Below are 16,514 nucleotides of genomic sequence, written 5' to 3'. Positions count from 1 at the left end.
CCAAGTCCCCACCAGGGAGCCAACAACGACAACAGTGAGAGCGACTAACAGTCCACCATTGCCCCAGGCTTGAAACTTGGGTTCATGTTTACCAAAGCGAGGGCCAAAGTAAAGCCCTGCCGCTAACCAGCAGGTGGCAATCCAAAAGACTGCAATCTGTAGGTGCCAGGTGCGGGAGGCGGCGTAGGGCATAAATTGTTGAATCGGGACTCCATAAAAACCATCGCCTTCGACAGCATAGTGGGCGGTCACCATGCCCATCAAGATTTGGACTAAAAATAGGATCATGGCCACCCCAAAAAAGAGGGTTGTCACTTTTTGGCTGGGGGTAGCGAGGCGAATAGCGGGGCGGGTAGTAACGGGCTGCACGTCTTCCGCATCTTCTTGGGTAATGTAGACGAACAGAAAAAAGGCAATGGCCGCAATTAAGACCACCACTGACACAATGGACCAGATTAGAAATTGCCCTGGGGCTTGATTGCCGATCAAATCATCGTGGGGAAAGTTAGCGGTATAAGAAAAGGGCGCATTGGGCCGGTTGGCTGAGGCTGCCCAGGCCGTCCAGCTAAAAAAGGCAGTGACTGAGTGGATTTGTCCTTCATCAGTAAACCAGCCACTAGGAATAGAGTGAATGGAAGAGCCTTGAGAAAGCAGAGTTTGATAATCTTCAAAGACCTGTTGTAGCCCTTGGGTTTGGGCCGATGTTAGGGCCAAGGTGTCTGAGTTGGCATCGTAACGATTGGCCTTAAAATCCTCCTGGACTTGGACGGTCAGGGTGGCGCGGTCAATCGCTGATAATTGTTCGAAATCTGCTTGACTGAAGTCCGGATCACCGTCATATAGGACACCCGCAGTGGCTAATCCCCAGCGATGGAGGACATCTGCGGTCCAGTCTGGCGCTAGATAGCTGCCATGTCCCCAGATGCTGCCAATATGCTGGCCACCTCGGGCCAGGTAGGTTTCTTGACCCGTTTGAATCTCGGTTTGGGTAAGGATCGTTTCCTGCTGAGGGGACACGATCTGAGCGGGGATGGGCGGTGCATTTTTATAAATGGCTGCCCCCGCTGTGAGTAGAACGGTAAAGGTGACGATACAAATCAGGGCTAGCCATGCGGGTAAGCCCATCGAGGGGCGACGCGATCGCAAGTTCGTCGCTACATTGGTATCTAAGGTTGGGTTGGCCATTGTTGCTATCCCCAAAAACGGTATTGCTCCTCACAGCCAATTGCTTGAGCAGAGCGGAGTTGAGCCCTGAGGATCGTCCGGTGCTGGGCTGGAGGAGATGTCTCTCACTGTAGGAGACCCAGTCCGACTCAATCTTTGACTTAAGTCAAGGGGCCAATTAAAAGATGCTTAAATCTGAGGTCTGATCCCTAAACATGGCCAGGATAATGCGGAGTCTATGGGGAGTACTAATGTGCTGAAGGGATTGCGAGCCATATATCGTTTGAATTCTGGGCAGAGTGTAGGTAGATGATAGATACCGCTAACGTGGCTACTTGGTTGGAGACAACCTTGATTTTCCGAGGTTTATCTCCAGAACAACGTCAATCCCTAACCCAAATTGCTCAACTGCAACACTTTAAAAAGGGAGAGCAGATTTTCCGCCAAGACCAAGAGGCAACGGGGTTCTATGTGGTGCGAACGGGCCGGGTCAAAGTCTTTCAGATGTCTGCCAATGGTAAAGAACAGATTTTGAATATTTTTACCGAAGGCGATAACTTTGCGGATGTTCCCGCTTTAGATGGTCAGGTCTTCCCAGCTTCCGCTGCAGCCTTGGAACCTGCGGATCTTATCTTCTTTCCCCGCTACCCCTTCCTGGATTTTCTTCACCACAGCCCCGAGGTGGCGGTAAAAATGTTGATTAGCCTCTCCAGTCACCTGCGCCATCTGGCCCAACTGGTCGAGCAATTGTCGTTTAAAAGTGTGCCTCAGCGACTGGCAACCTACCTATTAAACCTGGGCAATACGGTTGGCGATACGGTATCGGATACGCTCCGGGATACCGCTGCGAGATCCCGATCTACTGCCCCTGACACGGTGTATCTAGATTTAACTAAAAGTCAACTGGCGGCACGGCTAGGAACCATTCCCGCTACCCTGTCTCGGGCATTTTATCAGCTCAGTCATGATGACATTATTGCGATCGCAGGTCCCAAGGTGACGATACTCGATCGCGATCGCCTGGTCGCCTTGAGTCAGTCCCCAGACGCTTCCGATTAGATGCCTTGTTCCGTGGCAGACACTTCACCAAAACTAATTTGCTCAGAGGAATAAGACTGGGGCTCAATATGAATGGTGGCCCGGACAGGGGCATACTTTTGCTCCAGAATCGATTCCACTTCTTCCGTGATGTTATGGGCCACTTCAACGCTATCTGAGTCAACTACCAGGTGCATTTCGATAAAAGATTGACGTCCCAACAATCCCCGAGAGGCAATATCGTGACAGTTGAGTACCCCAGGTACATTAATCACCGCGTCATGGATGGCTTCTGGGGCAATGGCCATTTCATCCACCAGCCAGGGCAAGTTATGCTGCAACACAGACCAGCCACTCGCAAAGACTAAAACGCAGACAGGGAAGGCCAACACCACATCAACCCACTGATAGCCAAACCCCACACCCACAAGACCGAGCATGACCATGGCGGTGACCCAAATATCGCTCATCGTATGTTGTGCATCCGATAGCAGAATACTGCTGCCGACCCGCTCACCCACACGGCGTTCGTACACCGCCACCACAATATTGATGCCCAATACCACCAGCAATAGCTCTAAGACTTGGGGAGACATCTCCACAGGAGATTCATGGTTGAAGAGGTGTCCCACCGCCCCTTCTAAAATTTCAAAGCAGGCAATTCCTAAAAATGCCGCAATGCCCAAAGCTCCAATGGCATCAAATTTCTGGTGTCCATAGGGATGTTCGCGATCCGGTTCGGGGGACGCCAGTCGATTCATCGTCAATCCCAGAACATTATTGGCACTATCAGTAATGCTATGAAGGGCATCGGCAAATAAACTAAGGGACCCTGTCCACCATCCCAGGCCAGCCTTAATTAGCATCACGGTCACATTTAAAAACAGGACTGTGACGAGCACATTGCGCACATCTTGGCGATTATCGAGGGTCATAGGGCTACTGGGGCTGCTTTTATTTAGGAACTGCTATTGAGATCATCATCAGTCATAAATACGGCTTACTGCAACTATATAGAAGCAAATAGAACCAGTGATTTTATTGATTTAAATCAAAAATATTATTCATTGTTATAGAGCCTCTAAACCTTATGCTTCCCATGAATGAATTGCAGTGAGGGTATTTCAGAGTTCTAACTAGTAATGAGTTCGTTAAAACAGTCTAAAAAGTGTAGACACTAAAAGGCTACTTATTGATAATAACTATTAATTAACTGAACCTTGCTTGTTTGATTTCATCCCGGTACGGATGAGTGAGATGAGGATAGCTATCAATTGGGTTCTAGCTAACTACTGCGATCTGCAGTGAAGTCTTAATTTGTTGCACCAGATATATTGCTTTGAATGCTGCTGGCTATTTGTATGAGCAGTAACTTCTTTATTTCTGTGTTTCGGAAATTCTATTCGTGACTATAAATTCCCACATTTCCGCCAGTTTTTACCAAAGCCTGGCCAAAACTCAACCACCACAACACCTGTGGATTGTTGGCTATCGAAATGGTGCCAAGACGACTCAACTGATTGGTATGGGCCTAGCCCCTGGAACCGCCATTGAAATCTTGCAGCGGGTAGCTGGCAATTTAGTGGTTCGTATTGGCGAAACCCGTATTGGTCTCAATCAGCAAATTGCCGAGCAAATTTTAGTGACGGATCAGCCGTTGAAGGATCCAGAACAAACCATGGGAGACCCCGCCAAGATGGAACAAACTGCCCCCTTAACCCTTAAGGATCTACAGCTTTATCAAACCGGCAAGGTCAAAGGCTTTGCCGATACCCATACCCCAGACCTAAGAGCCTATAAAAAGAAGCTATTGGCCATGGGCCTCACCCCAGGGACTGAATTTACTGTGACCCATATTGCCCCCCTCGGTGACCCCGTAGAAATCAAAATTCGAGGGTTTCGGCTTAGCCTTCGTCAAGCGGAAGCGGCTTTATTGATTGTCCAAGAGGTGCAGGAATAGCGATGTCAACACCGACCATTGCCTTAATTGGTAACCCTAATTGTGGTAAAACCACTCTTTTTAACGATTTAACCGGAACGAACCAGCGAACGGGGAATTGGCCAGGGGTGACCGTTGATCAAAAAACGGGACACTATCACTACAACGGCACCAAAACGACGGTGGTGGATTTGCCCGGGGTGTATTCCCTAGATGGCGAAGATGACAGTACGGGGTTAGATGAAGTGATTGCCCGCGACTATCTGCTGTCCACCAAAGCCGATTTAATCCTGAATATTGTTGATGCCTCCAATCTGGAGCGCAATCTCTACCTCACCACCCAGATTATGGAAATGGGATTGCCCATGGTGGTGGCCTTAAACATGATGGACATTGCTCAAGATCGCGACTTGGATATTGATGCGCCCGTGTTATCCCAGCGGATGGGCTGTCCTGTGAGTACCATGAGTGCGTTCCTAGGGGAGGGCATCCACGAAATCAAGGACATTATTAGCCACTATGTTGATGATCCGAAAAATCATCCCACCTTTGTTACCTACCCTGCGGTGATTGAGGATGCCATTCATCAGCTAGAGCCTATTGTCCAGCAGCAGGGGCATAATTCCAAAATTGCCCCTCGCTGGACCGCCTTGAAGCTGCTGGAATATGAAAATCGGGTGGCCCCAGAGTTGCAGGGGCAGCAGCTGGAGCAAATTATTGCCAAACATCGCCGCCAAGTTCACCAGTTATTGCATGAAGATATCGATATTTTGGTGGCGGATACCCGCTATGGCTATATCCGCAGTCTCATGCAAGCAGCGGTTCAACAAACCCATCAGGTCAGCCACTCCAAATCGGATCAGATTGATCAGGTCGTCCTTAATCGCTGGATTGGCATTCCCCTATTTTTGTTGGTGATGTATTTGATGTTTTTTATCGCCATCAATATCGGTGGAGCCTTTATTGACTTTTTCGATATTACCGTGGGGACATTGTTTGTTGATGCGCCTCAAACCTGGCTGGAATCCATCGGTACACCGGGCTGGCTCACGGGTATCGTCACGGCAGCGGGGAGTGGCATCCAAACCGTCGCAACGTTTATCCCCCAAATTGGCCTGCTGTTTCTGATTCTGGCGTTGCTAGAAGATTCAGGCTATATGGCCAGAGCCGCGTTTGTGATGGATAGGCTGATGCGGTTTGTGGGCTTGCCGGGTAAGTCTTTTATTCCCATGCTGGTGGGGTTTGGCTGCAATGTCCCCGCGATTATGGCGACTCGGACTTTGGAAAACCGACGCGATCGTCTGATGACGATCATGATGAATCCGTTTATGTCCTGTGGGGCCAGGTTGCCTGTATATGCGCTGTTTGCAGCGGCCTTTTTCCCTCGCAATGGTCAGAATTTGGTATTTGGCCTATACCTAATTGGGATCGCTGCTGCCGTCTTTACCGGGTTTGTGATGAAAAACACGATTATGCAGGGCGAGGCCTCCCCACTGGTAATGGAATTGCCCCCCTATCACATCCCAAAAATCAAAGGGGTTTTTCTACGAGCCGGAGACCGACTCAAAACCTTTTTGCTGAAGGCCGGGAAGATGATTGTGCTGATGGTGATGGTTCTGGCCTTCTTAAATTCCGTGGGCACCGATGGCTCCTTTGGTCAGCAGGATAGCCAGAAATCGGTATTGTCAGCCAGCAGTCGCACCATTACACCTGTATTTGCCCCTATGGGCGTTCAAGCTGAGAATTGGCCAGCGACGGTGGGCATTTTTACAGGTGTCTTTGCCAAGGAGGCCATGGTGGGATCGTTGGATTCTCTCTATGGTCAACTGGCGGAAGAAGCAGCACCCAGCGAGGTAGATCCTCCCTTTAATTTTGGTGAGAATCTTCAGGCTGCCTTGGTTAGCATTCCGACCAATATGGTCAGTTTGGGGAATCAATTGCTCGATCCGTTGGGATTAAATGTTGGTGATGTCCAAGATCAGAGTGCAGTGGCTGAGGAACAAGAACTCTCTACGAGTACCTTTGGTCAAATGGCGCAGCGATTTGGTACTTCAACGGCGGCTTTTGCCTACCTGTTGTTTGTGCTGATGTATTTTCCCTGTGTCGCAGCAACCGGGGCGGTTTATCGAGAGACCAATTTAGGGTGGACGGCCTTGGTCGCCGCTTGGACCACGGGGTTGGCCTATTGGGTGGCGACCATGTTTTATCAGATGGCTACGTTTGCCCAGCATCCAGGATTTTCGACTGTCTGGATTGGTGGCGGGATAGTGGCCATGGTTGCGGTGATTGGCTTGCTTAAGACCCTTGGTGCCAACCGTACTACGGTCACCATCAGCCCTAAGCAAACGACAAGTAGACCGAAAGCGACTGCAGGCAAAAACTAAGTGACAACCCGACTTGTATGGCAATTTGAGGGATGACCATTATGATTTTGCAGGACGTTCAAGACTTTATCCATAACGGTCATCTCGTTTCTTTGGCGGAGATGGAGCTGCATTTCCATATGGAGGGCGACGCCCTGCAGCCAATGATCCTCAAACTGATTCGTAAAGGGCGGGTACGGCGAACCCCTGTTCCTACCAAGTGTCATGGGTGTACTGCTTGTGATGACCGTGCTCTGACGTTTTATGAATGGATAGATGAGCGAACCAGACGTGAATCGCCTCATGGGTCTCGATGTTCTATTCCTTGCTGCCAAGATCAGCCCATCCATAGCTGAGAATCTGAGCTGATTAATCTTGTGTAGCAGATCCATAAAGAGTTCTTGAGATTGCAGGCTGTGCAGGTATTTCCGATTAAGATCGAAGTAGAGTGTACTGTGCCTTGAAAGCGATCCATCTAGACAGGGATGAAGCCATGATGACAGGGATGAATCGAGAAGATTTTGTTGCCCAATACGCTTCAGGGAAACGAGATTTTTCAGGGGTTAATTTGCGTGGTATAGCCCTCAGTGAAATGGATTTGAGTGCAGTGAACTTTCAAGATGTCTACTTGGCAGGGGCAGATCTAGAGTCTGTAGATTTGGGCGAAGCCAATTTGCAAGGCTCTAATCTCAGAGGAGCAGACTTGGGAGGAGCCTTTTTGCAAAATGCCAATCTTAAAGGAGCCGATCTGCGTGGGGCTAATTTGATGGGGACGGATCTGAGAGAAGCCGATTTGGATGAGGCTCGATTGGCTGCTGCGGATTATGATCGCAATACCCATTTCCCCACAGGATTTCACCCCGAAACGGCGAAGATGCATCTGGTTGCTTAGGGTTTCAATTCCTAGAAACCCTGATTTAGATTGGGTTCAGGATTCAGCTAGTTTGGTTAGCGGATGGTATTGCAGGTGCGATGCTCAAGGAGCGGCCTTCAGCCATCGCACACCCCTCAGCCTGCTCCCTAACATCAGTAACATCCCCCTGTAGACTCAACTACAGTGTTCATAGCAAGACTGAGCAATGGCCCAATCTTCCTGGGTCTTAATCACCAATACCCTCACTTTTGAGTCAACCGTCGCAATATCTTGATCTTCCGGAGAATTTTGATTCAGGCTCAGATTTAGCTTTAGCCCCAAAAAAGCGAGCGCTTTACAAGTTTCAGCTCGCACTGAAGCAGAATGCTCTCCAATACCGCCCGTAAACACTAAGGCATCAACTCCACCTAAGCTGATCAGCATGGACCCCAAACAAGCTTTCAAGCGATGGAGATATAAGTCTCGCGCTAGCTTAGCTTGGGCATTGCCTTGAGCAATGGCCTGCTCAATCTCCCGCAGGTCATGGGAAATCCCTGAGATCCCCTTTAAGCCAGAGGCTTTATTTAGCATGTGATCTAGCTGATCGGCATCATGTCCTTGCCGCATCAGATGAATCAAAATTCCTGGATCAATCGACCCCGAACGCGTACCCATCATCAATCCTTCTAAGGGGGTGAAGCCCATCGAGGTGTCGATACTCTGACCTTGCTTGACTGCTGTCAGAGATGCTCCATTTCCTAAATGACAAATAATCAGGCGGTCCACACCTCGGTCCAGAATTTCTGCCGTTCGCTGCGTGCAATATTGATGACTAATGCCATGAAACCCATACCGACGAATGCCTTGTTGCTGCCAATCATAGGGACCGGGATAGATGGCTGCAACCTCGGGAAGATGACTGTGAAAAGCAGTATCGAAGACGGCTACTTGGCGAACATTTCCCAACAGCTGTTCGATCAATTCAATCCCTTCTAAGTTGGCGGGATTATGGTTGGGGGCTAAGGGAATCAGATCTGCGATCGCAGTTTTAACCTCCGATGTCGCCACCACACTAGATTGATAATCTTGCCCCCCATGCACCACACGATGACCCACGACATTAATGTCCTGTGGGTTTTGGATGACCTGGGTCGGTCCATGCCATAGGGTTATCAAGAGATTTGAGAGTGCATCAAAACGTGATACCGAGGAGAGGTCTTTTTCGATGTCTCCTCGTTCTGTTGTGACCCTTAACGATGCATGGTTTGGATCATGCCAATCTAACTGGGCTTCCCAAAGGGGAGGTGGTGGATGATCAGGGAGAGACCCTTCAATCGCGTAAAGGCAGCATTTGTGGCTACTAGAACCGGCATTGAGAACTAAAATCTTCATGGTCTGGCCCACAGATGGCTGGTAACGAGAAGTGTACATTGCAGCGTTAAATGACGCTTTTCCAGAATTAGTGTTGCAAGACTAAAACCTAAAAACTTCACCCTGGAAAGGGTTTGATGCATAATGCCCCTTTCCCACATTCAGGTGGTATTGCTTTAATTAAGTGCCATTTGTTCACAGAGCATTTCGGAGTTTTCTGAAATTAAGTGTCGTTCCTTTTCAAGGTAGTCTCGTGACACGCTGACCACAATTGAAAAAGTCGATGGCCTGCCCGGATAAATGTCAATGAGCCAGTGGTTCAGTGATTCAGTGGTTTAACTGTCGTGCTCTAAGTACTGCGACCAGGCGAGTCGACGTTCGCCGCCTTCCTCAAAAATGATGGCTGTTTTACCCCTCACGTTAAGCACCCCCTTAGCTGCCATGCACTTGCCATTAGGAACAAAAATAGAGTTAGAAGCGAGTGGAATTGGATCACCAAAATCCTTCAGTCTAAACAGATCTGTGCCATCTGCGACACCACCTCCAGTGACACACCAAACACCTCCCCTGGAGTAATCGCATATAACAGCATCCTCAACGGCTTTGCATTTATTTTGATCTACTTTAGGTACGCTTCTTGGAAGGTCAAAGTTGTTCGAGCTGTACTTGGTGCTGCTAGGCTCAAAGAATCCTATAGCAGAAAAAATATATGAAACTGCCATGAGTGCTATAGGAACACCGAAGACGACGGCTAAACATCCTAAGCATCCATTCGTAGACGCAGTTTGTGGCGCTGTAGATGTAGCGTCTTGTTCGGTTGAATTTTGTTCGGATGGATTTTGTTGGGTCATAAATGGTATCTCGTGATAGTGGATATATAAATGTTGGTAATTCATATGTTGATAAGCCTATGACTCAGTGAAGCGGCGCACCAACGTCTGCATTGATCTGTTAGATAATGGTGCCTGGACGCATTGGGTCGTTGTATGCAGTGTTCCCTTGTAGTAGCTGACGGTTAAAATCTCGACCGTTAGAAGCGAGGCCGATCTCAGCAGTGCTAACCTCCACGATGCTGCCCTCTTCGAGGCCAACACTGGCAAATCTTAAAATAGAACTGAGAGTCTAGAACGTGGGAAGAAATCTTGGCCTTCCAACAGTAATTTTTAGTGAACTGCTAGCAAAAGGGATACAGACTTTTCCCTTGTAAATTGGTATTGCAAAATTATCTCAGAGCTATTTATCTTGCACTTCTGTTTTAGACATTAATCGTGCAAAACGGACAAATAATTATTCTGCAATGTCCAAGAAGACTTGGCATGAAAACGAGACTACTCAGCCTCAATCTCGGAAACCCGGAGTTTGTGAAGGATGGCCATATTCTTTGCCACATTTTCCTGCATCCGCTGCCTTGCCATCCGGTAAGAGTTCTGTTAGCTCCAAGGAACTGAGGCCCAGATGGCTGAGTTCAAGCTGCAGCTCGTGGATATCATGGTGGCGCAGTGTCAGATAGTGGAGGAGATTACGAGCACTATTGCGATGAGAGGGAGCGATGCGCTGGAGAGCAATTTCTAATGATTAAGGCGCGCACTTTGAGCTGTTCCAGCGCCCGAATGGCACTCTCAATGCGCGGAGCATCGATATTATTCACAGACGCCAACATAGGGCCATGTCCAGTTGACAATCTCATCTTGATCCTTACCCTGCTCATGGGCATAGGCGAGACATTCGATGATCTTGTTGCGCATCCGTTCCTTAGCATGGCCCGCTGCTGACCCCAGCTTTGGCACCCGATCAATCACATCAATCACCAGGTTAAAGCGATCCACCTCATTTTTAATCGCTAACTCCAGGGGGGTATTAATATTACCCTGCTCCTTATAGCCCCGCACATGAATGCGCTCTTGGTGAGAGCGGCGATAGACCAGCTTATGAATCAGCCAGGGATAGCCATGAAAGTTAAAGATGATCGGTTTATCAGGGGTGAACAGGGAGTCAAAGTCTCGATCGGATAACCCATGGGGATGTTCGCCTTCAGACACTAACTTAAACAGATCCACTACATTGACAAAGCGAACCTTTAGCCAAGGAAACTCCTCCCGCAGAATAGCCGTTGCCGCTAGGGCCTCCATGGTGGGAATATCGCCACAGGAGGCCATCACCACATCGGGCTCATCGGGTTCAGTGCCACAGTCATCATTGCTGGCCCATTCCCAAATGCCGATGCCCTTAGTGCAGTGAGCAACCGCTTCATCAATGGATAGATACTGTAAATGTTTTTGTTTATCCGAAATGATCACATTGATATAGTCCACACTCCGAAAACAGTGATCGGCGACGGACAGCAAACAGTTGGCATCCGGTGGAAAGTAAAGCCGCACCACATCTGGACTCTTATTAGTCACCAAGTCCACATAGCCTGGATCTTGGTGACTAAAGCCATTATGGTCCTGTCGCCAAACCAGGGAGGACAGCAAAATATTTAATGATGACACCGACCGTCGCCAAGGAACATGATTGCGGCAGATATCTAACCACTTTGCATGTTGGTTAAACATGGAGTCCACGACATGGGCAAAGGCTTCATAGGTATGGAACAGGCCATGGCGTCCGGTTAATAAATAGGTTTCTAGCCAGCCCTGGAGTGTATGTTCACTGAGCATTTCCATCACCCGACCATCCCGAGACAGTTCGGTCCCGTCTTCGTCTTCGGGATACAGGTCGGCCATCCAGACTTTCTTCGTGACTTGATACACATCTTGAAGACGATTGGAGGCTGTTTCATCAGGACCCATTAACCGAAAGTTGTTGGGATTCTTGCGGATAATTTCCCGCATAAATATCCCTAAAGCCTTGGTGTTTTCAAAGGCGACGGTGCCATGCTGCTCCCCAATATCAATGGCGAGATCCTGGAAACTAGGAAGTTTTAGGGCTTTCCGCAATAAGCCTCCATTGGCATGGGGATTAGACCCCATACGACGATTGCCGATGGGTGCCAGGTCTTTTAGCTCGGCCATTAAGGTTCCGTTTTCGTCAAACAACTCCTCCGGCTTATAGCTACGCATCCATGCTTCCAGCTTTTGCAGGTGATCGGGGTTATCCTGCATACCACCCATGGGAACCTGGTGCGATCGCCAAAAGTCTTCGACTTTTTTACCATCTACTTCTTTAGGCCCTGTCCAGCCTTTCGGGGTGCGCAGGACAATTATGGGCCAGCGGGGGCGCTCCAGGGTGCCGTTGATGCGAGCCTCTCGCTGTACCTTTTTAATCGTGAGAATGCATTCCTCCATGACGGCGGCCATCTTTTGATGCATTTCCGCCGGGTTTTTGCCTTCGACAAAATAAGGGGTATAGCCATAGCCTCGGAATAAGGACTCCAGTTCTTCATGGGAGATGCGGGCTAAAAGGGTGGGGTTGGCAATCTTGTAGCCATTGAGGTTGAGTACAGGCAACACTGCCCCATCCCGAGCAGGATTGATAAATTTATTAGAATGCCAAGACGTTGCTAGGGGGCCGGTCTCCGCTTCACCATCCCCCACCACACAGGTCACAATCAGATCGGGATTATCTAAGATGGCACCATAGGCATGGGACACGCTGTAGCCCAGCTCTCCCCCCTCATGGATGGAACCGGGGGTTTCCGGGGTGACATGGCTGCCAATAAAGCCAGGGAAAGAAAACTGCTTAAAGAACCGTCGCATCCCTTCTGCATCTTCGCTTTTATCGGGATAAATTTCTGAGTAGGTGCCCTCCAAGTAGACAGGCCCCAGGACACCCGGCGCACCGTGACCTGGACCCGCCAAAAAAATCATATCCAGAGCATATTTTTTAATCAGTCGGTTGCAGTGAATATAGGTAAAGCTCAGGGCTGGAGAGGCACCCCAGTGTCCCAGTAAGCGATGCTTGACATGGGCAGATTGGAGCGGTTCTTTCAGCAGGGGGTTATCGCGTAGATAGATCATGCCTACGGCCAGATAGTTGCAGGCTCGCCAATAGGCATCAATATTTTGCAGCTCTAACTCGCTGAGGGGGTTGGATGTTGGGGCAATAGGTGTGTGAACCATCTTCTTTTCGTCCTCCGAGGAATATATTAGGTATTAGCCCAGATTGAGACTGGGAGACAGGTACTTGCTCTCAGTCTCGATTGCTCAACCGTTCTCTACGGGCGTGAGGTTGATATTTTTACCGAGCAGGGCCTGATTATGAGCTGCGGCTTCCAAAGCAATCTCCGTGGCTAAAGTCGTCGATGGGGATTGGTTGTGGTAAGCCTCTAGGTAGAGGGCTTTTAGATCGCGAATCAAAGGATAGCGAGGATTGGCCCCTGTGCACTGATCGTCAAAGGCTTGTTCTGACATTAGATCCAGATGCTCAAAGAAGGTCTGCTCATCGACGGATAGGACCTCCTGAATCGAGGCTGGAATATCCAGCTCTTGCTTCAGGTGCTCGATGGCGACAATTAGGTGCTCCACTTTTTCATCGGCGGTGGTTCCCCCTAAGTTGAGGGAATCTGCGATCGCAGCATAGCGACCCTTAGCCTGGGGATATTCATACTGGGGAAAAATAGCTTGCTTAAAAGGGGCATCCGTGGCGTTATAGCGGATCACATGGGAAATCATCAACGCATTGGCTAACCCGTGGGGCACATGGAACGTAGATCCCAATTTGTGGGCCAGAGAGTGGCAAATTCCTAGGAAGGCATTGGCAAAGGCCAGGCCAGCAATCGTTGCCGCGTAGTGGACTTTTTCTCGGGCTTCTGGATCAGCACTACCCTGATGATAGGCTCTGGGCAAGTAGGTCATTAATAAACTAATAGCTTCTAAGGCCAGTCCATCCGTGAACTCCGTTGCCAAGACCGATACATAGGCTTCCAGGGCATGTGTGAGGGCATCAACTCCGCCGTAGGCCGTTAGCTTTTTGGGCATATTGAGGACTAGCTCAGGATCGACAATGGCCATCGTCGGAGTTAGGGCATAGTCAGCCAAGGGATATTTGATGCCCACTCGATCATCCGTAACCACAGCAAAGGGAGTAACCTCTGACCCAGTGCCCGAGGTGGTGGGGATGGCCACTAGGATGGCTTTATTCCCCAAAGGCGGCAGTTCATAGACCCGCTTGCGGATATCCATAAACCGCATGGCTAGACCATCAAACTCGACTTCAGGATGCTCATACATCAGCCACATCACCTTAGCTGCATCCATGGGTGAGCCGCCGCCCAGGGCAATAATTACGTCGGGTTGGAAGGTATTAATGACATCTAATCCCCGTTTCACCGTGGACAGGTCTGGATCGGGTTCGACATCGAAAAACAGATGATGCTCTATCCCCAGTTGATCTAAGGTCTCGGTAATTTCCTTGGTCAGCCCCAAATCGAATAGAGGGCGGTCGGTGATGATAAAGGCCCGCTTTTTCTCGGACAGATCTCTCAAGGCAACGGGGATACAGCCGTATTTGAAGTAGATTTTTGGGGGCACCCGAAACCACAGCATATTTTCCCGCCGCTCGGTGACGGTTTTGATATTGAGCAGATGCTGAACGTTGACATTGCCGGAGATGGAGTTGCCGCCCCAGGTGCCACAGCCTAGGGTCAAAGACGGATCGAGCTTAAAGTTATAGAGGTCGCCGATGGCCCCTTGGGAAGAGGGGGTATTGATCAAGACTCGGGCCGTGGCGAGTTCAGTTTCAAAAATGCGGATGCGATCGCAATTGGATGCCGCCGTATACAACACGGAGGTATGGCCGCGACCGCCAAAGTTGACCAACTGTTTGGCTTGATCCACGGCATCGGTAAAATCCGTGGCCCGATACATGGCCAGAATTGGGGACAGTTTTTCATAGGCAAAGGGTTCACTACTGCCAATAATGGAGACTTCGCCAATTAAGACCTTATGGCCCTGGGGACCTTCAATTCCCGCTAAGTTAGCCAGCTTTGAAATAGGCTGACCCACAATGGCCGGATTTAACTTGCCGTTCTTCAAGATGGTCTGGGCGACTTTATCCTTTTCTGCTGGCGTGAGGAAGTAAGCCCCTCGCTTACAAAACTCCTGTTTAACCTGCTCGTAGACCGCCTCGGTCACCACCACTGACTGCTCGGAAGCGCAGATCATGCCATTGTCGAAGGTTTTACTGAGCAAAATGGAGCTAACTGCAACTTGGATGTCTGCTGTCTCATCAATCACCGCAGGGGTATTGCCTGCACCGACCCCTAAGGAAGGATGTCCCGACGAGTAAGCCGCTTTGACCATACCGGGACCACCGGTAGCCAGAATCAATTTGATATCGGCATGCTGCATTAGGGCTTGAGAGAGGTCCAAGGTGGGTTCGTCAATCCAGCCGACGATATCGGGGGGTGCCCCGGCTTTTAGAGCGGCATCGCGGATAATTTCAGCCGCTCGCACCGTACAGTGCTTGGCCCGAGGATGGGGAGAAAAAATAATGGCGTTGCGGGTCTTGAGACAGAGCAACGCCTTAAAAATAGCGGTTGAAGTGGGGTTGGTGGTGGGGATAATCCCGGCCACAATGCCTAGGGGTTCCGCCACTTTTTGGATGCCGTAATGGGCATCCGCTGACACGACGCCGCAGGTTTTTTCGTGTTTGTACTTGTTATAGATATATTCGGACGCAAAGTGGTTTTTGATGACCTTGTCTTCAATCACCCCCATTCCCGTTTCAGCCACAGCCTGTTTAGCTAGGGGAATGCGTTCGGCATTGGCTGCGATCGCAACCTGCTTAAAAATATGGTCTACCTGCTCCTGGGTATAGGTGGCATAGGCTTCCTGGGCTTGCTTTACCCGGGCAATCAGATCTTCTAGGGAAGGGATGTCGATTACTTGAGGCTGGGATAAAGTTGTCATCATGTGTGCTCCTTAGGTAAAGGCAATCCGGTTCAAATCGCGCGGGGTCAGCGGACCGATACCCCATACTCACGAAACTGGAGGCGAACCCGTTCAACTAGCTCAGGGGAGGGGGGCGGAGTCTCTTTGAGGTGGTAGTCGTAGCTCAACTGCTCCCATTTGTAGGCTCCCATTTGGTGGAAGGGCAGAACTTCCACTCGTTCAATATTGGTGAGGGAGGCGACAAACTGAGCCAGACCCGCCACATTTTCTCCGTCATCCGTTAGACCTGGCACCAACACAAACCGAATCCAGGTGGGTTTGCCAATTTGATGCAGATAGCGAGCAATACAGAGGGTGGGCTCTCGCGACACCTGGGTGACCTGGATAAACCGCTGGGGGTCGTAGGATTTGATATCTAATAGCACCAGATCGGTATATTGCAGGACCTGCTGAGCGCTGGTTAAATCTGAGAAGCCTGAGGTATCTAAAGCGGTATGAATCCCTAATGCCTGACATTGGCGCATCAGTTCCGCGACAAATTCAGGCTGAAGTAAGGGCTCCCCCCCACTCACAGTGACGCCGCCACCAGATGCCTGCATATAGGATCGATAGCGTTGAATCTCTGCTATCAATGCCTCGACGGTCGTCACCTGTCCACCTGTTATATCTCGGCAGTCTGGGTTATGGCAGTAGAGACAGCGCAAGGGACAGCCTTGCATAAACACTACAAATCGCAGCCCTGGGCCATCGACACTACCACAGGTTTCTACAGAATGGATGCGACCTGTCAGTCTGGAGTCGGGAGAGGAAACTGCCAGGAGAGAGGCAGGAGCTGAGATTGTTTCACCAGACGGTGACCGCTGATCTCGATGGGGCACAGAGTGATATTGCATCTGGTCTCTCCTTGCAGTTTTGTGACATCCGGTCCATGGACCAACCGTCAGTTTTGATCG

Annotated in this window: 12 protein-coding genes; 5 read left to right on the top strand and 7 right to left on the bottom strand. The window is 49.8% G+C overall.

Going from position 1 to position 16,514, the window contains the following annotated elements; genetic code table 11:
- On the bottom strand, positions 1 to 1,185 hold a 1,185-nt coding region (locus Q0986_RS06445; protein WP_299406280.1), incomplete at its 3' end, for a cbb3-type cytochrome c oxidase subunit I.
- Positions 1,186 to 1,473: 288 nt separating this feature from the next.
- On the opposite strand from Q0986_RS06445, the gene Q0986_RS06440 reads away from it, so the two are divergent.
- On the top strand, positions 1,474 to 2,223 hold the full coding sequence (locus Q0986_RS06440) for a Crp/Fnr family transcriptional regulator (protein ID WP_299406276.1): 750 nt from the start codon (positions 1,474 to 1,476) through the stop codon (positions 2,221 to 2,223).
- Here Q0986_RS06440 and Q0986_RS06435 read toward each other — a convergent pair.
- Positions 2,220 to 3,137 carry a cation diffusion facilitator family transporter gene (locus Q0986_RS06435; RefSeq protein WP_299406272.1) on the bottom strand — a complete coding sequence of 306 codons (918 nt, stop codon included), beginning with the start codon at positions 3,135 to 3,137 and terminating at the stop codon, positions 2,220 to 2,222. The genes Q0986_RS06440 and Q0986_RS06435 overlap by 4 nt on opposite strands.
- Positions 3,138 to 3,607: 470 nt before the next feature.
- Between Q0986_RS06435 and Q0986_RS06430 the strand changes: the two genes are divergently transcribed.
- The 4 genes from Q0986_RS06430 (at position 3,608) to Q0986_RS06415 (ending at position 7,396) form a co-directional block, all read left to right on the top strand.
- The gene (locus tag Q0986_RS06430; protein ID WP_299406267.1) at positions 3,608 to 4,162 is read left to right on the top strand and encodes a ferrous iron transport protein A; all 555 of its coding nucleotides are present in this window, start codon (positions 3,608 to 3,610) and stop codon (positions 4,160 to 4,162) included.
- A gap of 2 nt (positions 4,163 to 4,164) precedes the next feature.
- Entirely contained in the window at positions 4,165 to 6,525 is a 2,361-nt protein-coding gene (gene feoB, locus Q0986_RS06425) for a Fe(2+) transporter permease subunit FeoB (RefSeq protein ID WP_299406262.1), read from the top strand.
- Between the two features lie 32 nt (positions 6,526 to 6,557).
- The gene (locus Q0986_RS06420; protein WP_299406257.1) at positions 6,558 to 6,860 is read left to right on the top strand and encodes a FeoC-like transcriptional regulator; all 303 of its coding nucleotides are present in this window, start codon (positions 6,558 to 6,560) and stop codon (positions 6,858 to 6,860) included.
- 104 nt (positions 6,861 to 6,964) lie between these two features.
- The gene (locus Q0986_RS06415) at positions 6,965 to 7,396 is read left to right on the top strand and encodes a pentapeptide repeat-containing protein (protein WP_299406254.1); all 432 of its coding nucleotides are present in this window, start codon (positions 6,965 to 6,967) and stop codon (positions 7,394 to 7,396) included.
- Between the two features lie 156 nt (positions 7,397 to 7,552).
- Here the strand turns inward: Q0986_RS06415 and Q0986_RS06410 are convergent, their stop codons facing one another.
- The 5 genes from Q0986_RS06410 to pflA all read right to left on the bottom strand — a co-directional run bounded on the left by Q0986_RS06410 (position 7,553) and on the right by pflA (position 16,454).
- Positions 7,553 to 8,749 carry an acetate kinase gene (locus Q0986_RS06410; RefSeq protein ID WP_299406250.1) on the bottom strand — a complete coding sequence of 399 codons (1,197 nt, stop codon included), beginning with the start codon at positions 8,747 to 8,749 and terminating at the stop codon, positions 7,553 to 7,555.
- A 314-nt stretch (positions 8,750 to 9,063) separates the two neighbouring features.
- Positions 9,064 to 9,579 (bottom strand): hypothetical protein, encoded by a 516-nt coding sequence (locus Q0986_RS06405; protein WP_299406246.1) that lies wholly within the window; start codon positions 9,577 to 9,579, stop codon positions 9,064 to 9,066.
- Positions 9,580 to 10,368: 789 nt separating this feature from the next.
- A complete protein-coding gene (locus Q0986_RS06400; RefSeq protein ID WP_299406241.1) occupies positions 10,369 to 12,789 on the bottom strand; it encodes a phosphoketolase in 2,421 nt (806 codons plus the stop codon).
- A gap of 84 nt (positions 12,790 to 12,873) precedes the next feature.
- On the bottom strand, positions 12,874 to 15,582 hold the full coding sequence (gene adhE / locus Q0986_RS06395) for a bifunctional acetaldehyde-CoA/alcohol dehydrogenase (RefSeq protein WP_299406237.1): 2,709 nt from the start codon (positions 15,580 to 15,582) through the stop codon (positions 12,874 to 12,876).
- Positions 15,583 to 15,626: 44 nt separating this feature from the next.
- The gene (gene pflA, locus Q0986_RS06390) at positions 15,627 to 16,454 is read right to left on the bottom strand and encodes a pyruvate formate-lyase-activating protein (RefSeq protein WP_299406234.1); all 828 of its coding nucleotides are present in this window, start codon (positions 16,452 to 16,454) and stop codon (positions 15,627 to 15,629) included.
- Positions 16,455 to 16,514 lie beyond the last annotated feature (60 nt).

This window comes from Acaryochloris sp. IP29b_bin.148 (genome assembly GCF_028285565.1).
In the GTDB taxonomy this organism is placed as follows: domain Bacteria; phylum Cyanobacteriota; class Cyanobacteriia; order Thermosynechococcales; family Thermosynechococcaceae; genus Acaryochloris.
Note: the sequence above shows the minus strand (reverse complement) of the source record. Positions and strands in the feature narration are given on the sequence as shown.

Excerpts from the sequence above, each read along its gene's own strand:
- Q0986_RS06440 (WP_299406276.1), top strand. The coding sequence starts at position 1,474 with ATGATAGATACCGCTAACGTGGCTACTTGGTTGGAGACAACCTTGATT.
- Q0986_RS06435 (WP_299406272.1), bottom strand. The coding sequence starts at position 3,137 with ATGACCCTCGATAATCGCCAAGATGTGCGCAATGTGCTCGTCACAGTC.
- feoB (WP_299406262.1), top strand. The coding sequence starts at position 4,165 with ATGTCAACACCGACCATTGCCTTAATTGGTAACCCTAATTGTGGTAAA.
- Q0986_RS06420 (WP_299406257.1), top strand. The coding sequence starts at position 6,558 with ATGACCATTATGATTTTGCAGGACGTTCAAGACTTTATCCATAACGGT.
- Q0986_RS06410 (WP_299406250.1), bottom strand. The coding sequence starts at position 8,749 with ATGAAGATTTTAGTTCTCAATGCCGGTTCTAGTAGCCACAAATGCTGC.
- Q0986_RS06405 (WP_299406246.1), bottom strand. The coding sequence starts at position 9,579 with ATGACCCAACAAAATCCATCCGAACAAAATTCAACCGAACAAGACGCT.
- Q0986_RS06400 (WP_299406241.1), bottom strand. The coding sequence starts at position 12,789 with ATGGTTCACACACCTATTGCCCCAACATCCAACCCCCTCAGCGAGTTA.
- adhE (WP_299406237.1), bottom strand. The coding sequence starts at position 15,582 with ATGATGACAACTTTATCCCAGCCTCAAGTAATCGACATCCCTTCCCTA.
- pflA (WP_299406234.1), bottom strand. The coding sequence starts at position 16,454 with ATGCAATATCACTCTGTGCCCCATCGAGATCAGCGGTCACCGTCTGGT.